Below are 22,583 nucleotides of genomic sequence, written 5' to 3'. Positions count from 1 at the left end.
ACCAAATCCAGCTCCGCGGGTTCCGCATCGAACTCGGCGAAATCGAAGCCGTCCTCACCACCTCCCCCCACATCGCCCACGCCGTGGTCACCCTCGACCACGACACCGACCGCGGTATCGACCGACTCATCGCCTACATCGTCCCCACCACCCCCGCCACCCCACCCGACCCCACCACCCTGCGCGAGCACACCAGCCACCACCTCCCCGACTACATGATCCCCACCACCTTCATCACCCTCGACACCATCCCCCTCACCATCAACGGCAAACTCGACCACACCGCCCTACCCACACCGGATTTCGGCGCTGCAGCCGATTCCCGGGCGCCGCGCAACGCTCGGGAGACGGCCCTGGCCGAACTGTTCGCCGAGGTGGTCGGGGTCGATTCGGTCGGGATCGACGACTCGTTCTTCGCCCTCGGCGGCGACAGCATCGTCTCGATCCAGCTCGTCGCTCGAGCAAAAGCTCGCGGCATCGTCTTCACCCCCCGCGACGTGTTCGAGCACAAGACGGTGGCCGGTCTGGCCGCGGTCGCGGCGGCGGCGACCGATGCCCGGCCGGTGGTGCTCGCCGAACTGCCCGGCGCCGGTGTCGGCTGGCAGCCGCTGCTGCCGATCGCCCGGGCGACGGTGGAGCGCGGTGGTAGCTACTCCCGCTATGTGCAAACTCTCACGCTCGGGCTGCCGGCGGGGATCGACCGGGCCGGCATCGTCGCGACGATCGATGCGGTTCTCGATCGGCACGACATCCTCCGCTCGCGCCTGGTACACGATGAACGTGGTTGGGGCATAGAGGTATCCGTACCAGGGTCGATCGATGCGGATACGGTGGTGCGACGGGTCGAGCTGCCGGCGACGGTGTCGGCCGACGAGCTGTCCGCAACGGCGTCGCAGGCCTACGATGCCGCGCTGGCCGAGCTGGATCCGAGCAACGGCGTGATGCTGCGGTTCGTCTGGTTCGACTTCCGCGACGAGCGCCCCGGCATGCTGCTGGTGGTATTGCACCACCTGGTGGTCGACGGTGTTTCCTGGCGGATTCTGGTCACCGATCTGGTGACCGCCTGGGCGGCGGTATCCGCCGGTCGGGCACCGGCGTTGCCGGCCGTCGGCACCTCGGTTCGCCGCTGGGCGCACGCGCTCGCCGCCGAGGCGACCGATCCGGCCCGGGTCGCCGAACTGGATTTCTGGCGGCAGACTCTGGACGGTCCCGATCCGGTGCTCGGCAACCGCGCCTTCGATCCGCAGATCGATGTGGTGAATTCGCTGGACAAGATTCGGATCACGTTGCCGAGCAACGTTACCCAAGCCTTGCTCGGTACCTTGCCGGGATTGTTCCGGGGCGGGGTGAACGACGGTCTGCTGGCCGGACTGGCGCTGGCGGTGCTCGATCGGCGCCGCGACCGCAGCCGTTCCGCGGAGCTGCTGCTGCAGCTGGAGGGACACGGCCGGGAAGAGGCCGTCGTCGCCGGCGCCGACCTCGTGCGCACGGTCGGCTGGTTTACCACCATGTTCCCGGTGCGGATCGACCTGGCCGGAGTCGATCTCGACGAGGCGCTGGCCGGCGGACCGGCCGCGGGTGACGCGGTCAAGGCGGTCAAGGAACAGTTGCTCGCAGTCCCGGACAAGGGAATCGGCTATGGCCTGTTGCGATATCTGAACCCGGACACGGCGGCCGAGCTGGCCGGTTACGACGACGGCCAGATCAGCTTCAACTATCTGGGTCGGGTGACCGGCGGGGAGCTGCCCGCCGACCTGCACGAGCTCGGCTGGCTACCCACCGACGGGCTCGGACCGGTCGACGCGCCCGGCGACCCGGACCGTCCGGCGAACAAGACGATCGACATCAACGCGATCGTCGCCGACTCCGCTGCCGGACCGGTACTGGATGCGACGTTCACGTTCCCGCCCGATGCGATCTCGCGCGCGGATGTGCAGCAGCTGGCCGATGCGTGGCAGCGGGCGCTCACTGCGCTGACCGACTATGCCGCCCGCCCGGATGCCGGCGGTCTCACCCCGTCCGACGTACCGCTGGTGCAGGTGAGCCAGGCCGAGATCGATCGCTGGACCGCGCAATACCCCACACTCGCCGACATCTGGCCGCTGGCGCCGCTGCAGTCCGGCCTGTTGTTCCACGCGCTGCTCGCCGACCGGTCCACCGACGTCTATCTGACCCAGATCGTGCTGGACCTGGCCGGTGCGATCGATCCGGATCGGCTGCGTTCGGCGGCGCAGATGATCATCGATCGGCACCCGAACCTGCGCGCCGCCTTCACCCACGATGGGGCCGGCTACCCGGTGCAGCTGGTGCTCGACGACGTCACGGTGCGGTGGCAGGAGATCGACCTCGCCCACCTGGATGCGGTGGCCGCGGCCGACGAGGTCGACCGGCTGATCGCGGCCGATCAGGTGGCCCCGTTCGGTATCGATCGACCGCCGCTGATGCGGTTCACCCTGATCCGATCCGGAGCCGGCGCCGCCAAACTGGTCGTCACCAGCCACCACATCGTGCTCGACGGCTGGTCGATGCCGGTGTTGCTGCAGGAGCTGTTGGTCGGCTACGCCACCGAGGCCGACTCGGTACTGCCCGCGGTGGCGCCGTATCGCGGCTATCTGCAACGGCTGCATCAGGTCGATCGGGAAGTGTCGCTGCAGAATTGGGCGACCGCCTTCAGCGGAGCGGACGAACCCACCCTGATCGCCGGGCATACCGCTGCCGGCCGCGAGATCACCGGTGACCGGGGCGCGGTGCACTCCGAACTCGACGTCGCCGACACCGAGCGGGTCGCCGAACTCGCCGCCCGGCTCGGGATCACCACCAATACCGTCGTCCAAGCCGTATGGGCCATCCTGCTCGGCCGCCTCCTCGACCGGCAGGACATCGCCTTCGGCGCCACCGTTTCCGGCCGGCCGGCCGATCTGGCCGGTGTCGAATCGATGGTCGGCCTGTTCATCAACACCCTCCCCGTCCGGCTGCGCTTCACCCCCGGGCAGCGGGTCGCCGACGTCCTCGTCGAGTTTCAAGCCGAACAAGCCGGCCTGCTCGATCACCAGCTCGTCGGGCTCGTCGACATCCAACAGGCGGCGGGCCCCGGCGCGGAATTCGACACCCTGGTCGTCTTCGAGTCCTACCCCGTGGACGCCGCCGGCCTCGCCGCCAGTGCGCAGGAGATCGACGGACTGTCGTTGGTCGACATCGCGTTCAACGAGGCGACGCACTACCCGTTGACTCTGGTCGTCCGGCTGGGCGCGCGACTGTCGCTCGAGCTGAAGTACTTCGACAATGTCCTCGACGAGGACGGCGCAGCGATTCTGCTGAACCGGTTCGACCGGATCCTCCACGGAATCCTCACCGACCCGACGATGCCGGTGGCCGACCTCGACTGGTACGTCGCGGGCGAGCGCACGCGACTGTGGGAGCTGTCGGCGCCCACAGCGCCCCTGGGTTCGGATACCCGGCTGGTCGAACTGATCGACCAGGTGGCAGCCCGGCAACCGGACGCGGTGGCGGTACAAGCGGCAGGGCTTCGGTTGACCTATGCCGAACTGGTGCAGGCATCCCGGGCCGTGGCGAGCTGGTTGGAGCGGTCCGGTACCGGTGTCGACGACGTGGTCGGCGTGGCGATCGGCCGCTCGGTGGAGTGGGTCGTCGCGTTGTTGGGCGTCTGGCGGGCCGGCGCAGCGTACTTGCCGGTCGATCCGCAGCAGCCCGCCGCCCGGGTGGGTGCGGTGCTGTCCGGGGCGGGCGTGGTCGGCGTACTGGTTGCGGATGAGGCGACGCGCGCGCAGGTAGCCGGTCTGGTGCACGGAGTCGAGGTCATGCTGCTCGACCCGGCGACAGCTCTGGCGCAAGGCGCACACCTGGTTGCGCCGGTCGACGCGGCGGTGTCGGCGGCTACCGCCCGGGCCGCGAGCCTGCCCGGACGGGTGGCGTATGTCATTACCACCTCGGGTTCGACCGGCCGGCCCAAGCCGGTGCTCGTGCCGATGGCCGGGTTCGCCAACACGGTGTCCTGGTTCGCCGCCGAGATCGGTGTCCGCGCCGGCGAGGCGGTGGTCGTGGGATCGTCGCCGACGTTCGACCTGACGCAGAAGCAGGTATGGGCAGCATTGCTCTCGGGTGCGCGATTGGTCTTGGCGCCGGCGCAGTTCGATGCGATCGAGGTGGCCGGGCTGATCGCCGACGCGGCCGCGGCCGGCGGCGCCGGTTTGGTGAACATGTCGCCGTCGGCGTTCGGGGCGGTGGTCGAAGCCGCCCCACCCGGCGCGCTGCGGCAGATCCGGACCGTGGTGCTCGGCGGCGAGTCGATCCAGCTGGAGACGCTCACCGATCTGCTGGAATCGGGTGTCCGCGTTCTGAATTCGTATGGGCCGACCGAGGCGTCGGACGTGGTGGCGTACCACGATCTGGCGGCCGGCGAGCGGCTGCCGGTACCGATCGGCCGGGCGATACCCGGGATCGGACTGTGGGTGTTGGATTCCCGGCTGCGTCCGGTGCCGGTGGGCGTGCCGGGCGAACTTTACGTGTCCGGGGTCGGTGTGGGTCGCGGTTACGTCGGTATGGCGGACAACACGATCTCCCGGTTTGTGGCGGATCCGTTCGGTCGGGTGGGTGGTGGTCGGTTGTATCGGACTGGGGATGTGGTGGTGTGGGATGTGTTGGGTGAGTTGGTGTTTGTGGGGCGGTCTGATTTTCAGGTGAAGGTGCGGGGGCAGCGGGTGGAGTTGGGGGAGATCGAGGCGGTTGTGGTGGGTTTGGTGGGGGTGGGGCAGGCGGCGGTGTCGGTGGTGGATGGTGTGGCGGGTCGGCGGTTGGTGGGGTATGTGGTTGCGGCTGATGCCGGGGTCGGGGTGGATGTGGAGTGGGTGCGGGGGGAGGTGTCGCAGCGGCTTCCGGGGTACATGGTGCCGGAGGCGTGGGTGGTGTTGGCGGCGTTGCCGTTGACGCCGTCGGGGAAGTTGGATCGTGCGGCGTTGCCGGTTCCGGAGGTGGAGGTGGCGGTGTTTCGGGCGCCGACTACTCCGGTGGAGGAGTTGGTGGCGGGGGTGTTCGCGGAGGTTTTGGGGGTTGAGCGGGTGGGTTTGGATGATGATTTCTTTGTTTTGGGTGGGAATTCGTTGGTGGCGACGCGGGTGGCGGCGCGGTTGGGTGCGGCGTTGAACGTTGTGGTGCCGGTGCGGTTGTTGTTCGAGGTGTCGTCGGTGGTGGGGTTGGCGGCGCGGGTGGAGTCGGGGCTGGATGCGGTGCGGGTGCCGTTGGTGGCGCGGGTGCGGTCGGGGCGGGTGCCGTTGTCGTTGGCGCAGACGCGGATGTGGTTGTTGAATCGGTTGGATCCGGGTTCGGCGGCGTACAACATTCCGTTGGTGGTGCGGTTGTCCGGGGTGGTGGATGTGGTGGCGTTGGGGTTGGCGTTGGGGGATGTGGTGGTGCGGCACGAGGTGTTGCGGACGGTGTATCCGGAGTTCGATGGGGTGGGGTATCAGCGGGTGTTGGAGCCGGCTGATGCGGTGGTGGATGTGGATGTGGTGGAGGTTTCGGCTGATGCGGTGGTGTCGGTGGTGTCGGAGTTCGTGGGTGTGGGTTTCGATGTGACCGAGCGGGTGCCGGTGCGGGCGCGGTTGTGGCGGGTTGTCGGGGTGGGGGTTGTCGGGGATGAGTGTGTGTTGGGTGTTGTGGTGCACCATATTTCGGCGGATGGGGTGTCGGTGGGGGTGTTGGCGCGGGATGTGATGGCGGCGTATGCGGCGCGGGTGGCGGGTCGGGTTCCGGGGTGGGCGCCGTTGGCGGTGCAGTATGCCGATTACAGCGTGTGGCAGCGGGAGGTGTTGGGGGACGAGGCGGATCCGGAGTCGGTGGTTGCGCGGCAGGTCGGGTTCTGGCGGGAGCGGTTGGCGGGTGTGCCGGATGAGTTGGGGTTGCCGTTGGATCGGTCGCGGCCGGTGGTGGCCAGTGGTCGCGGTGGTGTGGTGCGGGTGCGGTGGGATGCGGTGTTGGTGGCGGGGATTGCCGAGTGTGCTCGGGTGTTCGGGGTGACGCCGTTCATGGTGGTGCATGCGGGGTTGGCGGTGTTGTTGGCGCGGTTGTCGGGGGGGTCCGATATTGCGATCGGGACGCCGGTGGCGGGTCGGGGTGAGGCGGCGTTGGACGATGTGGTGGGGATGTTTGTGAATACGTTGGTGTTGCGGACCGAGGTGGATTTGGGGGTGTCGTTCGCGGGGGTGTTGGCGGGGGTTCGGGAGATGGATGTGGCGGCGTTCGGGCATGCGGATGTGCCGTTCGAGCGGTTGGTGGAGGTGTTGGATCCGCCGCGGTCGCGGGCGCGGCATCCGTTGTTCCAGGTGATGTTGGCGTTCCAGAATGTGGCGGACACGACGTTCGAGCTGCCCGGACTCACCGTCACCGGCGTCGACATCGACACGGTGACCACGAACTTCGATCTGCATCTGGAGTTGACCGAGGTGGTCGACGAATCCGGTGCGCCGGCCGGCATGCTCGGCGCGTTCCGGTACGCGGCCGACCTGTTCGACGAAGCGACGGTCGCATCGATGGCCCAGCGGTTCACCCGTCTGCTGACCGACCTGCTGCAGTACCCGGATCGCGCGGTCGGTGCGGCCGACCTGCTGTTCCCGCCGGAGCGGGCGCAGTTGGTTGCGGTGAACGCGACCGCGCGACCGCTGCCGGCAGCGACGCTGGTGTCGTTGTTCGACGCTCAGGTGACCCGGGCGCCGGCCGGGGTAGCCGTGGTGGATGGGTCGACCGGTGCCGAGTTGTCGTACGCGGAGTTCGCCGAGCAGGTGTACCGGCTGGCCCGGGTGCTGACCGATTTCGGGGTGGGCCCGGAGGTTGTCGTCGCGCTCGGTATGCGGCGTTCGGTGGAGCTGGTGGTCGGGATGTACGCGGTGGTGGTCGCCGGTGGCGGTTTCGTTCCGGTCGATCCGGATCATCCGGTCGAGCGCAACGAGTTCGTCTTGGGCGCAGCGGGAGTGGACCTGGTGCTGGCGCTGCGGCGGGACGGCTGGGACGTTCCCGGCGCCGCGGGCCGTCGGGTGGTGTGGCTGGACGAGCTGGACCTGTCCGCCGGGTCGGGCATATCCGGTGCGCCGCTGACCGATGCGGAGCGGGCCGCGCCGGTGCGGCCGGCGAACACGGCGTATGTGCTGTTCACCTCCGGGTCGACCGGCCGGCCGAAGGGGGTTTCGGTACCGCATGCCGCGATCGTGAACCGGCTGCTGTGGATGCAGGCCGAGTACCGGCTCACCGCCGCCGATGCGGTACTGCAGAAGACGCCGTTCACGTTCGACGTTTCGGTGTGGGAGTTCTTCTGGCCGTTGCAGGTAGGCGCGCGGCTGGTCGTGGCGGCACCCGATGTGCACCGGGATCCGGTGGAGCTGGCTGCGGCCCTGGCCGAGTTCGGGGTTTCGGTGGTGCACTTCGTGCCGTCGATGCTGGCGGCGTTCGTCGCCGCGGTCCCGGAGCCGGCCGAGCCGGCGTTGCGGTTGGTGTTCACCTCGGGCGAGGCATTGCCCGGCCCGGTGGCGCAGCAGGCGCGAGAGCTGTTGCCGCGAGCGGGTTTGCACAATTTGTACGGGCCGACCGAGGCCGCGGTCGATGTGACGTTCCACGCCGTGACCGGGACGGAGCCGGGGGCGTCGGTCCCGATCGGGTTACCGGTGTGGAATACCCAGGTTTTCGTGCTGGATTCGCGCTTGGCAATGGTGCCACCGGGGGTGCCGGGCGAGCTGTATCTGGGCGGGGTGCAGTTGGCCCGGGGCTATGTGGGTCGCTCGGGGTTGACCGCGGAGCGGTTTGTGGCGGATCCGTTCGGTCGGGTGGGTGGTGGTCGGTTGTATCGGACTGGGGATGTGGTGGTGTGGGATGTGTTGGGTGAGTTGGTGTTTGTGGGGCGGTCTGATTTTCAGGTGAAGGTGCGGGGGCAGCGGGTGGAGTTGGGGGAGATCGAGGCGGTTGTGGTGGGTTTGGTGGGGGTGGGGCAGGCGGCGGTGTCGGTGGTGGATGGTGTGGCGGGTCGGCGGTTGGTGGGGTATGTGGTTGCGGCTGATGCCGGGGTCGGGGTGGATGTGGAGTGGGTGCGGGGGGAGGTGTCGCAGCGGCTTCCGGGGTACATGGTGCCGGAGGCGTGGGTGGTGTTGGCGGCGTTGCCGTTGACGCCGTCGGGGAAGTTGGATCGTGCGGCGTTGCCGGTTCCGGAGGTGGAGGTGGCGGTGTTTCGGGCGCCGACTACTCCGGTGGAGGAGTTGGTGGCGGGGGTGTTCGCGGAGGTTTTGGGGGTTGAGCGGGTGGGTTTGGATGATGATTTCTTTGTTTTGGGTGGGAATTCGTTGGTGGCGACGCGGGTGGCGGCGCGGTTGGGTGCGGCGTTGAACGTTGTGGTGCCGGTGCGGTTGTTGTTCGAGGTGTCGTCGGTGGTGGGGTTGGCGGCGCGGGTGGAGTCGGGGCTGGATGCGGTGCGGGTGCCGTTGGTGGCGCGGGTGCGGTCGGGGCGGGTGCCGTTGTCGTTGGCGCAGACGCGGATGTGGTTGTTGAATCGGTTGGATCCGGGTTCGGCGGCGTACAACATTCCGTTGGTGGTGCGGTTGTCCGGGGTGGTGGATGTGGTGGCGTTGGGGTTGGCGTTGGGGGATGTGGTGGTGCGGCACGAGGTGTTGCGGACGGTGTATCCGGAGTTCGATGGGGTGGGGTATCAGCGGGTGTTGGAGCCGGCTGATGCGGTGGTGGATGTGGATGTGGTGGAGGTTTCGGCTGATGCGGTGGTGTCGGTGGTGTCGGAGTTCGTGGGTGTGGGTTTCGATGTGACCGAGCGGGTGCCGGTGCGGGCGCGGTTGTGGCGGGTTGTCGGGGTGGGGGTTGTCGGGGATGAGTGTGTGTTGGGTGTTGTGGTGCACCATATTTCGGCGGATGGGGTGTCGGTGGGGGTGTTGGCGCGGGATGTGATGGCGGCGTATGCGGCGCGGGTGGCGGGTCGGGTTCCGGGGTGGGCGCCGTTGGCGGTGCAGTATGCCGATTACAGCGTGTGGCAGCGGGAGGTGTTGGGGGACGAGGCGGATCCGGAGTCGGTGGTTGCGCGGCAGGTCGGGTTCTGGCGGGAGCGGTTGGCGGGTGTGCCGGATGAGTTGGGGTTGCCGTTGGATCGGTCGCGGCCGGTGGTGGCCAGTGGTCGCGGTGGTGTGGTGCGGGTGCGGTGGGATGCGGTGTTGGTGGCGGGGATTGCCGAGTGTGCTCGGGTGTTCGGGGTGACGCCGTTCATGGTGGTGCATGCGGGGTTGGCGGTGTTGTTGGCGCGGTTGTCGGGGGGGTCCGATATTGCGATCGGGACGCCGGTGGCGGGTCGGGGTGAGGCGGCGTTGGACGATGTGGTGGGGATGTTTGTGAATACGTTGGTGTTGCGGACCGAGGTGGATTTGGGGGTGTCGTTCGCGGGGGTGTTGGCGGGGGTTCGGGAGATGGATGTGGCGGCGTTCGGGCATGCGGATGTGCCGTTCGAGCGGTTGGTGGAGGTGTTGGATCCGCCGCGGTCGCGGGCGCGGCATCCGTTGTTCCAGGTGATGTTGGCGTTCCAGAATGTGGCGGACACGACGTTCGAGCTGCCCGGACTCACCGTCACCGGCGTCGATCCGGGGGTGCCGGCGGCGAAGTTCGACCTGCAGGTGTCGGTGCTGCCGGAGCTCGACGGCGACTACAGCGTGGAATGGCTGTACGCCACCGAGCTGTTGAGCGAGGCCACGGTCGCCGACTGGGCGGATCGGTTCGGCCGCTTGCTGGGCGCGCTGCTCGCCGCCCCGGATCGGCCGGCCGGTGACGCGAGCTGGTTCACCGCCGGCGAAGCCGACCGGTTGGCCGAGCTCGGTGCCGGGCCCGATCGGATGTGGGACGAGCAGCTGGTCGCGCAGTCGGTGGCATTGCAGTTGGCGGCGTCCTTCGAGCGCCGGCCGGACCGGATCGCCGTCCGCGCGGGTTCGGTGGAGCTGAGCTATGCCGAGCTGGACCGGGCGGCGTCCGCGCTGGCGAACGAACTCCTCGGTTGCGGCGTGCGACCCGACGACGTCGTGGCCGTCGCGATCGGTCGCTCGCTCGAATGGGTGGTCGGCCTGGTCGCAGCCTGGCGGGTCGGTGCCGCTTATGCCCCGATCGATCCGACGTCGCCGGTGACTCGGGTGCGATCGGTGGTCGCCGACAGCGGTGCGCGCTGCGTGCTCGTCGCGCGTGGTTCGGACGGTCCGGCGGCCGAGTTGGTCGGTGCCGGTATCGCGGTCCTGACCGTGGATGCGATGGCGCTGGCGACGTATTCGGGCGACCCGGTGCCGCCGGTACGTGCCGTCGATGCCCGGCTGGCCTACGTGATCACCACCTCCGGCTCGACCGGCCGGCCCAAGCCGACCCAGGTTCCGGCCGGCGGGGTGGCGAACCTGGTGCGCTGGTTCGCCGACGAACTCGGCCCGCTCGACGGTGGCGCGATTCTGGTGGCCTCGGCACCGACGTTCGACCTGACCCAGAAGCAGGTGTGGACGGCGCTGGTCACCGGCGCCCGGTTGGAGCTGGCGCCGGACCGGTTCGATCCCGCAGCGATCGTGGCGCTGGTCGCCGACCGCGACGTCCGGGTGGTCAACATGTCACCGTCGGCGTTCGAGGCGGTGGTCGAGGCCGACACCGCCGGTGCGCTGCGCGGGGTGGAAACCGTGGTGCTCGGCGGCGAACCGATCAACCCGGCCGCCGTCGCCGGTTTGCTGGCTGCCGGTGTGCGGGTGATCAATTCGTACGGACCGACCGAAGCGTCCGACGTCGTCGCCTATCACGAACTGGCGATCGGGGGGCCGGTGCCGGTGCCGATCGGTACTGCGGTGCCGAACGTGCGGTTGCTGGTCCTGGACGACCGGCTGGCGCCGGTGCCGGTCGGGGTGCCCGGCGAGCTCTACGTCGGCGGTGTCGGGGTAGGCCGCGGTTACGCCGGAATGCCGGCCACCACCGCTGCCCGGTTCGTCGCGGAGCCGGGCGGCAGCGAGTTCGGCGACCGGCTGTACCGGACCGGCGATCTGGCCCGCTGGAACGCTGCCGGGGAACTGGTGTATCTGGGCCGGCGCGACCTGCAGGTGAAGCTGCGCGGACAACGGATCGAGCCCGGCGAGATCGAGGCGGTGCTGACGGCTCAGCCCGGGGTATCGCACGCGGCGGTGGTGGTGTACGACGGCGGACTCGGCCAGCAGCTGGTGGCGTACCTGATCCCGGCCGATACCGGTGCCGGGGTGGATGTGGCCGCGGTACGAACGGGAGCGGCGCAGCTGCTTCCGGGGTATATGGTTCCGGCGGCATTCGTCGTGCTCGAGGCTTTCCCGCTGAATGCATCCGGCAAGCTCGATCGGCGAGCGCTGCCGGCGCCGGCGGCCGACGTGCGCGAGTTCCGTTCCCCGACCACCCCCGCCGAAGAAATCGTCGCGGGCGTGTTCGCCGACGTGCTGGGCGTGGACCGGGTCGGGCTCGACGACGACTTCTTCGCGTTGGGCGGCAACTCGCTGATCGCGTCTCGACTGGTGTCCCGGCTCGGCGCAGCGTTGGATACCGCGGTCGAACTGCGCGAACTGTTCGAGGTGTCCACGGTGGCCGGGCTCGCGGCCCGGCTCGCCGACCGGGCGGGCTCGGGCCGGGTGACGGTGCAGGCCCAGCCCCGCCCGGACCGAATCCCGTTGTCCCTGGCACAGACCCGGATGTGGTTTCTCAACCGGTTCGATCCGGCGTCGGCGGCCTACAACATTCCGCTCCTGGTTCAGCTCACCGGGGACGTCGACGTGGTCGCGCTGCGGGCCGCGTTCGGTGACGTCCTGGCCCGGCACGAGGTGCTGCGCACCGTCTATCCGGATGATCACGGTGTCGGCTACCAGCGCCTCCTCGACCCCGACAGCGCTACGGCCGACGTCGAATTCGACGTGGTCGACGACCTCGCCGCCGAGTGGGTATCGGCGGCGGTCGCCGACTATCTCGCCCGGGGTTTCGATGTGACGGAGCGGATCCCGGTCCGCGCCCGGCTCTGGCTGGGCGATCCGGCCGACACCGCGACCGGATCGGTATTCGCCGTGGTGATCCACCACATCAGCGCCGACGGCTTCTCCATCGCCCCGTTGGTGCGCGACATGCTCACCGCCTACGCCGCGCGCGCCGCCGGTACCGCCCCCGACTGGCGGCCACTCGACGTCCAATATGCCGACTACACCCTGTGGCAACGCGACATGCTCGGCGACGAGACCGCACCCGACTCGGTGATCGCGGCGCAGATCCGGTACTGGCGCAACCAGCTCGCCGGAACTCCCGACGAGATCGAGCTACCCACCGACCGGCCCCGCCCCCCGGTGGCCAGCAACCGCGGCGGTACCCACCGCTTCGACCTGGACGCGGCTACCGTCGCCACGATCACCGATTTCGCCCGCCGGCACGAGGTGACGCCGTTCATGACGGTGCACGCGGTCCTCGCGGTCCTGTTGGCCCGGTTGTCCGGCCAGACCGACATCACGATCGGCACCCCGATCGCCGGCCGCGGCAGCACCGAGCTCGACGACCTCGTCGGCATGTTCGTCAACACGTTGGTGCTGCGGACCGACGTGGCTCCGGCCATGCCGTTCACCGACGTCATCGGCGCCGTCCGGGACACCGATGCCGCCGCGTTCGGCCACGCCGATCTCCCGTTCGAGCGACTCGTGGACCTGCTGGAGATCGAACGGTCCACCGCCCGCACCCCCCTGTTCCAGGTCGCCCTCGCCTTCCAGAGCGGTCTCGCCACCGCCACCGGTGACCCGGACCGGCCGGAGTCGGCCGGGCCGGTCGCCGGCCTGCCCGGCGTCCGGGCGCTCGATCCCGACTCCGACACCACCCGGTTCGACCTCCAATTCACCATCGACGATCAGGTCGATCCGACCGGTCGGATGGCCGGTTGGTCGGTCGAGATCGGCTACGCCCGGGATCTCTACGACCACCCGTCGATCGTGATCCTGGGCCGGCGTTTCGCCGGACTGCTGGAATCCGTGCTATCCACACCCGCCACGCCGGTCGGTGACATCGACATCCGCACGGACACCGAACAGCGGCGGTACTCGTTCCGGCACGGCGCCCCGGGCGGTCTCGAGCACGTCCTGCTCCCCGACCTGATGCGCACCGCCGCCACCGGCAACCCGGACGGCATCGCGCTCCGGACCGGCGACCGCGCCCTGTCCTACCGCGAACTGGATGAGCGCTCGTCGCGGATCGCCCGAGTGCTCATCGAACATGGAGCCCGGCCGGAAACATTTGTGGCGCTGGGAATCACCCGCTCGATCGAATCCATCACCGCGCTCTGGGCGGTCGCCAAGACCGGTGCCGCGTTCGTGCCGATCGATCCGGACTACCCGACCGACCGGATCACCCACATGACGGTCGATTCCGCCGCCCCGCTCGGCCTCACCGTGTCCCGGCATCGGGCGCACCTGCCGAGCTCGGTCCACTGGCTGGTGCTCGACGACCCCGCCACCGTCGATCGGATCGACGCGGCCGCCGCCGACCCGATCACCGATCAGGATCGACCGGGCCGGATCCGGCCCACCAGCACCGCCTACATGATTTACACCTCCGGCTCCACCGGATTGCCCAAGGGCGTGCTCGTGCCGCACAGCGGGCTGGCCGACCTCGCCGCCGAGTACCGGGAGCGGCTGGCGATCGACGCCGGTTCGCGAGTGCTCGCTCAATCCTCACCGAGCTTCGACGCGTCGATGCTCGAGCTGCTGATGGCGCTCGGGTCGGCGGCGGCCATGGTGATCTCGCCGACGTCGATCGTCGGCGGCGAGGAACTGGCGACGCTGATTCGCGAGCAGCGGGCGACGCATGCCTTCAGTACCCCCGCGGTCCTCGCCTCGATGGATCCGCGGACGGTGCCGGAGTTCACGAACCTGTCGGTCGGCGGCGAGGCCTTCACCGCAGAGCTGATCCGGGAGTGGGCGCCCGGCCGCACCATCATCAACGGTTACGGACCGACCGAGTGCTCGATCGTCGCGACCTACAGCCGACCGCTGGACGGGGTGGAGCCGATCACGCTCGGCGCCCTGGTCCGGGGATCGGCCGGTTGCGTGCTCGACGAGCGGTTGCATCCGGTGCCGGTCGGGGTGATCGGCGAGCTCTACATGGGTGGTCAGGGGGTAGCTCGGGGCTACCACGACCGTCGCGGTCTGACTGCCGCCCGGTTCGTCGCCGACCCGTTCGGCGGCGGCGGCCGGCTGTACCGGACCGGTGACCTGGTGCGCTGGTCGGACGCCGGCGAGCTGGTTTACGTCGGGCGCGGTGACGACCAGGTGAAGATCCGCGGCTTCCGGATCGAGCTGGGCGAGATCGACGCGGCGCTCGGTGCGCATCCGGCGGTGACCTTCGCCGCCACGATCGTGCGCGACTTTGCGGCCGGGCCGCGGCTGGTGTCGTTCGTGACCCTCGCCGCCGGAGCCGACGTCGCTCCGGCGACGCTGCTCGACACCGTGCGGGAGTCGCTGCCCGCGCACATGGTTCCCAGCGCGGTCGTGGTCCTCGACCAGGTTCCGTTGACCCCGTCGGGCAAATTCGACCGTAACGCCCTGCCCGGGGTGGAGCTCGAGGTCGGCGAGTTCCGGATGCCGGCCACGCCCACCGAGGAGATCGTCGCCGGCGTCTTCGCCACCGTGCTCGACCTGGACCGGGTCGGCGCCGACGACGACTTCTTCGGCCTGGGTGGGAACTCGCTCGCCGCGACTCAGGTGGTGGCTCGGGTCGGCGCTGCGGTGAACGCGGTGATCCCGGTCCGGGCGCTGTTCGAAGCGTCGACCGTCGCCGAGCTGGCCGCCCGCGTACAGCGCGACGTCGACTCCGGCCGACTGAATCTGGCGCCTCGGCCACGCCCGCGCCACATCCCGCTGTCGTTGGCGCAATCGCGGATGTGGTTCCTCAACCGGTTCGATCCCACATCCGCGGTGTACAACATCCCGTTCGTGATCCGACTCGCCGGCGGCGTCGACGCGGATGCACTGCGCGCGGCGTTCGCCGACGTGGTCGGCCGGCACGAAGTGCTCCGAACCCGATACCCCGAACACGACGGTGTCGGCTATCAGCAGATCCTGTCCACCGCCGACGCCGGGCTACGCCTCGATCTCCCGACCGACGTCCCGGCGGCACAGATGTCGCCGGTGATCGGCGCATTCGTCGGGGAAGGATTCGACGTCACCGCAGCGGTCCCGGTCCGAGCCCGACTCTGGCGGCTGACCGGCGCCGACGGCGCACCGACCGGCGACCACGTCCTCGGCGTCGTCGTCCACCACATCAGCGCCGACGGATTCTCCGCCGGACCGCTGGTCCGCGACATGATCACCGCGTACACCGCGCACGCCACGGGGCGGACCCCGGCGTGGACTCCGCTCCCGGTGCAGTACGCCGACTACACGCTCTGGCAGCGGGAAGCGCTCGGCGACGAGACCGATCCCGAATCGGTGATCAGCCGGCAGATCGGCTACTGGCGCAACCAGCTGGCCGACGCGCCCGACGAACTCGCCCTGCCCAGCGATCGGCCCCGGCCGCCGCTCGCGACCAACCGCGGCGCGACGCACCACGCCCGGTTGGACGCGGCCACGGCCGCCGCGATCATCGGTTTCGCCGATACCCACCAGATGACCCCGTTCATGGTGGTCCACGCGGTGCTGGCGGTGCTGTTGGCCAAACTGTCCGGGCAATCCGACATCATCATCGGCACGCCGGTCGCCGGTCGCGGCGATGCTGCGCTCGACGATCTGGTCGGCATGTTCGTCAACACCCTGGTGCTGCGCGCCGACATCGACCTCGATGCGTCGTTCGCCGACGTGACCGACCGCGTGCGGACCACCGATATCGCCGCGTTCGAGCACGCCGACGTCCCGTTCGAGCGATTGGTCGAGGTACTCGACGTCGAACGCTCGGCGGCGCGCTCGCCGCTGTTCCAGGTGATGCTGGCGTTCCAGAGCGGTCTGACCGCCCCCGCCCGGCGCGGCGCGGTAGCGGCCGACACCGGGTTCCCGGTCGTGCAGCCGGTCGAGTACGACCTGGCCGTGGCGCGGTTCGATCTGCAGTTCACGATCGACGACGTCCGCGGGCCGGACGGCGTCGTCGACGGGATGGCGATCGAGATTCTCTACGCCGAAGATCTGTTCGACGCCGATTCGGTCGCCGAGTTGGCAGCTCGGTTCACCCGGCTCTTCGCGTCGCTGCTCGGCACACCTGCGGTGGCGGTCGGTGACGTCGATATCCGTACCGAGTCGGAACAGCACGACTTCACGCTTCGCCGCGGCGCACCGGGCGGCCGCGAACAGGTGCTGCTGCCCGAATTGCTCGCCGAGGCCGTCGCGAGCAACCCGACCGGCATCGCGCTGCAGGACGGCGACCGGTCGGTGACCTACCGCGCGTTGGACGAGCGATCGTCGCAGCTCGCCCGGGTGCTCATCGATCGTGGGGCGCGCCCGGAAACATTCGTCGCACTCGGCATTCCCCGGTCGATCGAGTCGGTCACGGCATTGTGGGCGGTCGCCAAGACCGGTGCCGGCTTCTTGCCGATCGACCCGAACTACCCGGTCGACCGGATCGTGCACATGACCTCGGACTCCGGCGCCGCGTTCGGACTGACGCTGGCGCAGTACCGGCCGAGCTTGCCCGATTCGATCGAATGGCTGCTGCTCGACGACGCCGCTCCGGCCGCCGAGATCGCGGCGAAATCGACCCGGTCGCCGGCGGACCGGGAGCTGCTCGGCATCGCCCGTGCCACCAACCCGGCCTATGTGATCTACACCTCGGGCTCGACCGGACTGCCCAAGGGGGTCGTGGTACCCCATACCGGCCTGGCCAACCTCGCGACGGAGAGTCAGGAGCGGTTCGGTATCACCGCCGATTCTCGGGTCCTGCACAGCTCCTCGCCGAGTTTCGACGCGTCGGTGCTGGAACTGTTGATGGCGATCGGGCCGGCGGCGAGCGTGGTGATCTCGCCGACATCGGTGTTCGGCGGGGTGGAGTTGGCCGCGTTCCTGCGCGCCCAGGGGGTGACACACGCGTGGAGTACGCCTGCGGTTCTGGCATCGATGGAGTCGGACGATCTGCCGGCGCTGGCCGTGCTGGTCGTCGGCGGCGAGGCCTACACCGCCGACCTGGTCCGGATGTGGGCGCCGGGTCGTCGGTTCGTCAACGGCTACGGCCCGACCGAGGCGACCGCAATATCGACCTACAGCGCGCCGCTGGACCCGGCCAGCACGTCGGTACCGCTCGGATCGTTGGTCCGCGGGATCGCTGCGTGCGTGCTCGACGCCCGGTTGCGGCCGGTTCCGGTCGGTGTCGCGGGTGAGCTCTACCTGATCGGTCCCGGTCTGGCCCGGGGCTACCAGGCGCGTCCCGGCCTCACCGCGGCCCGGTTCGTCGCCGCCCCCTACGGCCACGGTGTCCCCAACGGTCACGGTGCCGCGATGTACCGAACCGGGGACCTGGTCCGCTGGTCGGCCGACGGCGAGCTGACCTATGTGGCTCGCAGCGACGCCCAGGTCAAGGTGCGCGGTTTCCGGATCGAGTTGGGCGAGATCGACGCGGCGCTCGGCCGGCACCCGGCGATCACCTTCGCGGCGACGGTGGCCCAGGACGACGCGGTGGGCGCGCGACTGGTGTCGTTCGTCACCGTTGCGCCGGGTCGGTCCGTCGATCCCGCGGCGCTGCGCGAATTCGTCCGCGACGTGCTGCCCGCGCACATGGTGCCGGCCGCGGTCGTGGTCCTCGACGAGGTGCCGTTGACGCCGTCCGGCAAGCTCGATCGGCGCGCGTTGCCCGTCGTCGGCGTCGCGGCGCGGGAGTTCCGCGCGCCGCGGACCCGGACCGAGGAGATCGTCGCCCAGGTATTCGCCGACGTGTTGGAAACCGGCCGGGTGGGTGCGGACGACGACTTCTTCGAGCTCGGTGGCAACTCGCTGATCGCCACCCGAGCCGTGGCCCGGTTGGGTGCGGCGCTGGATGCGGTGGTTCCGGTCCGGGCGCTGTTCGAGGCGTCGACCGTGGCCGGCCTGGCCGAGCGAGTCGAATCCCCGGCCGGGCCGGTCCGGGTCGCGTTGGCTCCGTGGCCGCGCCCGGAACGGGTTCCGTTGTCGCTGGCGCAGTCTCGGATGTGGTTCCTGAACCGGTTCGACCCGGGCTCGGCGGTATACAACATCCCGTTCGTGGTGCGGTTGCCCGGGCAGGTCGACGCGCCGGCACTCCAGGCGGCGTTGATCGACGTGATCACCCGGCAGGAGGTGCTGCGCACCGTCTACCCGGAGTTCGACGGTGCGGGGTATCAGCAGGTGCTGGAGCCCGGTGCGTCCGGCGTGGCGCTCGAGCTGGTCGCCGGGGTGGCCGAGGGCGACATCGCCGGTGCGGTGACCGATTTCGTCCGGCGCAGTTTCGATGTGACGGTCGAGGTGCCGGTTCGGGCTCGGTTGTGGGAGCTGGCCGACGGTGGCGCGGTGCTGGGTGTGGTCGTGCATCACATCAGCGCGGACGGTTTCTCCATCGCCCCGTTGGTGCGCGATGTGGGTACCGCCTATGCCGCCCGGGTGCTGGGTAACGCCCCCGACTGGGCGCCGTTGCCGGTGCAATATGCCGACTACGCGTTGTGGCAGCGGGCGGTGTTGGGTGAGGAGACCGACCCGGGATCGGTGATCGCCGAACAGATCGCCTACTGGCGGGAGCGGTTGGCGGGTATCCCGGACGAGCTCGGTCTGCCCACCGATCGCCCCCGGCCGGCGGTGGCTTCCGGTCGAGGTGGCTCGGTGTCGTTCGCGTTGTCCGAGACCAGGTCGGCGGGACTGGATCGGGTAGCGCGGACGCTGGGCGCGACGCCGTTCATGGTGGTGCACGCCGTGGTGGCGGTGTTGTTGGCTCGGCTGTCGGGTGAGTCGGATGTGTCGATCGGCGCACCGGTGGCCGGTCGCGGCGAGGCGGCGCTGGACGATCTGGTCGGCATGTTCGTCAATACCCTGGTATTGCGGACCGAGATCGACCCGGCGACCCCGTTCGCCGAGTTGGTCGGTCGGATACGGGAAACAGATCTGGCCGCTTTCGAGCACGCCCAGGTTCCCTTCGAGCGGCTGGTGGAGGTGCTGGACCCACCGCGGTCCCAGGCGCGCCATCCGCTGTTCCAGGTGGCGTTGTTCTACCAGAACCTGGATCGATCCGGCGGCGCCGCCGACCGGGTCGGACCCGATGGAACCGATTCGGGTGTCGGCGATCTCGCTGCTCCGGGGATCGAGCCGGTCGAGTTCGACGGCGGCACGGCCCGGTTCGATCTGCAGCTGACGTTGACCGCCGAGTTCGCCGATACCGGTTATCGGCAGGGAATGACGGCGACCCTCGACTATGCGACCGAGCTGTTCGACGAGTCGACGGTGGTCGGGTTCGCCGAGCGGTTGGTCCGGATCGTCGACGCGGTGGTGGGTGATCCGCAGGTCGTCGTCGGGGATCTCGACATGTTGGGAGATCGGGAACGCGGGCTGCTGCTGCGTGACCGCAACGCGACCGACCGGGTCGTGCCGGCGGACCTGCTGTCGGCCGGGTTCGATGCCTCGGTGGCGACGCGGCCGGACGCGGTAGCCGTGTGGTCGGACGGCGTGACGCTGACCTATGCGGAGTTGGATGCACGGGTGAATCGATTGGCGCGGTTGCTGATCGAGGCCGGCGTGGGCCCGGAATCGCTGGTCGCAGTGGTGCTTCCGCGATCGCTGGAGCTGGTGGTGGGCATGTACGCGGTGCTCCGGGCCGGTGGCGCCTTCGTCCCGGTGGATCCGGATCATCCGGCGGATCGGGTGTCCTACGTCCTGGGCGTGGCGGATCCGGTGTGTGTGTTGAGCACGCGGCGCGACGGCGCCGTGGTGCCGGCCGGGCGCTCGGTGATCTGGCTGGACGAGCTCGATCTCTCCGCCGACTCGACCGGGTCGGCGGCGCCGGTGTCGGACCGGGAGCGCCGCGGTGTGGTGCGTCCGGCGAATACCGCGTACGTGATCTTCACCTCGGGGTCGACCGGACGACCGAAGGGCGTGGTGGTACCGCATGCGGCGGTGGCGAATCAGCTGGCCTGGATGATCGCCGAATACCGGCTGGACAACTCGGCGGTGTGGTTGCAGAAGACCGCCACGACGTTCGACGTGTCGCTGTGGGGGTTCTTCGCGCCGCTCTGGGCGGGCGGACAACTGATCCTGGCGACGCCGGGTGGACAACGCGATGTCGGGTATCTTGCGGGGTTGATCGCCGAACACGCGGTCACGGTGACCGATTTCGTGCCGTCGATGCTCGGCGTGTTCGCCGCGCACGTCGATGCCGGGTCGGTGGAATCGCTGCAATCGGTGTTCGTGATCGGCGAGGCATTGCCGACGCCGGTGGTGCGGGCGTTCGCCGCGGTGGCGCCCGGTGCGCGGTTGCACAACCTCTACGGGCCCACCGAAGCCGCCGTGTCGATCACCTATCGGGAAGCGCGCGCATCGGATACCGGCCTGTCCGTGCCGATCGGCGGGCCGGTGTGGAACTCGCGGGTGTACGTGCTGGACAACCGGTTGGGGCCGGTACCGGTGGGCGTGACCGGTGAGTTGTATCTGGGCGGGGTGCAGCTGGCGCGCGGCTACCGGGGCCGCCCGGATCTGACGATGGACAGGTTCGTCGCCGATCCGTTCGATCCGACCGGTGGGGGCCGGCTCTACCGCACCGGCGATCTGGTTTTCTGGAACGACGCCGGCGAGCTGGTGTACGTGGGACGCGCCGATTTCCAGGTGAAGTTCCGGGGCCAGCGGATCGAGCTGGGCGAGATCGAGGCAGTGCTCGGCGGTGCGCCGGGCGTGGTCGGGGTTTCGGTACAGGTCCGGGAGACCTCGACCGGCGACCAGCTGGTGGCGTATCTGGTCGGCCCCGCGATCGATATCGCGCAGGTACGCGCGGTGGCGGTGGCGGCATTGCCCGGGTACATGGTGCCGAGCGTGTTCCTGCCGCTGGCCGCGTTCCCCTTGAACGCGTCCGGCAAGCTCGACCGTAAGGCGTTGCCGGCGCCGGAGTTCCGGGCGCACGAGTTCCGGGCGCCGGTCACCCCGACCGAGGAGATCGTCGCGGCGGTTTTCGCCGACGTGCTCGGCGTGGCGGAGGTCGGGCTCGACGACGACTTCTTCGAACTCGGCGGCCACTCGCTGCTGATCGTCCGATTGGTCGATCGGCTGCGCGAGGCGAGCGGTGCGGCGGTCGGCGTGCAGCAGATCTTCGACCATTCCCGGGTCGAAGATCTCGCCCGGGCGATCGATCCCGATATGACCAGCGGTGCGGTCGTCGACTTCACCGACGACATCGAACTCGCTGCGGATATCACGGCGGTGTCGGCGGAACCGGTCGTCGCCGAGTTCGGCGATGTGCTGCTCACCGGTGCGACCGGATTCCTCGGTACGTACCTGGTCCGCGAACTGCTGGAGCAGACCTCGGCGACCATCTGGTGTCTGGTCCGAGCCGACTCGGTCGAGCACGGACGGGAGCGGATCGTGGCGGCGATGCGCCGCTACGGTGCCGACTCGACCGGTCTCGAGCTGGATCGGATCGTGCCGGTGCCGGGTGATCTCGGCGCCGACCGGCTCGGGCTCGGCGCGGCGGAGTTCGCGGCTCTGGCCGACCGCGTCGACGTCGTGCTGCACAACGGTGCCCGGGTGAACCACATCGAGACCTACAGCCGGCTCCGTGGGCCGAACGTGCGCGCCACCGAGTGGCTGCTGCGGTTGGCGACGACGGGGCGGCGCAAGCCGTTCCACTACGTCTCGACCGCATCGGTGCTCACCGATCCGGCTGCGCTCGCGGCCGGGGACGCCTACGTCGCGCGCGAGGACAGTCGGCTACCGGCCGATCGGGTGCTGGAGTCCGGCTACGTCCGGTCCAAGTGGGTGAGCGAGGAGCTGGTCCGGATCGCCGGCACCCGTGGCGTGCCGGTGTCGATCTACCGACCCGGTCTGATCAGTGGCGATGTGGTGACCGGTGCCGGCGGCACCGACGACGCGTTCTGGAACATGGTGCGCGCCATCGTGACCCTCGGCCAGTTGCCCGACGGAGCGGCCGGATCGGTTGCCATGGTGCCGGTGAACTATGTCGCCCGGGCTCTGGTCGCCCTGGCGGTCCGGCCCGAAACCGTCGGCGGCGCATTCCACCTGATCGCTCGGACCCGTACCGCGATGACCGAGCTGACCGAACAACTTCGCGCTCAGGGCTTTCCGCTGGAGCCGGTGACCAGTGCCGAATTCGGTGCGGCGCTGTTCGAGACGGCCGAACGGCTCGCCGCGGTCGGCGACGACAGTCTGGTCCGGGCTACGTTGGTCGCCGGCGAGTTCGCTGCGGGAATCGCGGAGAACGAGACCGTCGACGACCGGAACACCCGCGCCGCACTCGCCGGTACCGGAATCGAGGCCCCGGTCGTCGACAGCCGAATACTGCGGCGTTACGTCGAATATTATTCGGGCATCGGATTCCTGCGACCACCCGGCGCTCGACCAGACGGGGCTCAGCCGGACGGCGAAAGCTCCGAACCGGCCGCAACCACATGA

At 69.5% G+C, this 22,583-nt stretch carries 1 protein-coding gene (only partly in view); it reads left to right on the top strand.

Going from position 1 to position 22,583, the window contains the following annotated elements; genetic code table 11:
* On the top strand, positions 1–22,583 hold the 3' portion of the coding sequence (locus KV203_RS18625) for a non-ribosomal peptide synthase/polyketide synthase (RefSeq protein WP_246600252.1). It extends 7,690 nt beyond the left edge of the window; the window shows 22,583 of its 30,273 coding nt (coding positions 7,691–30,273); its start codon lies off the left edge, out of view; the stop codon is at positions 22,581–22,583.

This window comes from Skermania piniformis, assembly GCF_019285775.1.
In the GTDB taxonomy this organism is placed as follows: Bacteria; Actinomycetota; Actinomycetes; order Mycobacteriales; family Mycobacteriaceae; genus Skermania; species Skermania pinensis.
The sequence above is the reverse complement of the archived record's forward strand: the minus strand, read 5'-3'. Positions and strand labels throughout refer to the sequence as shown.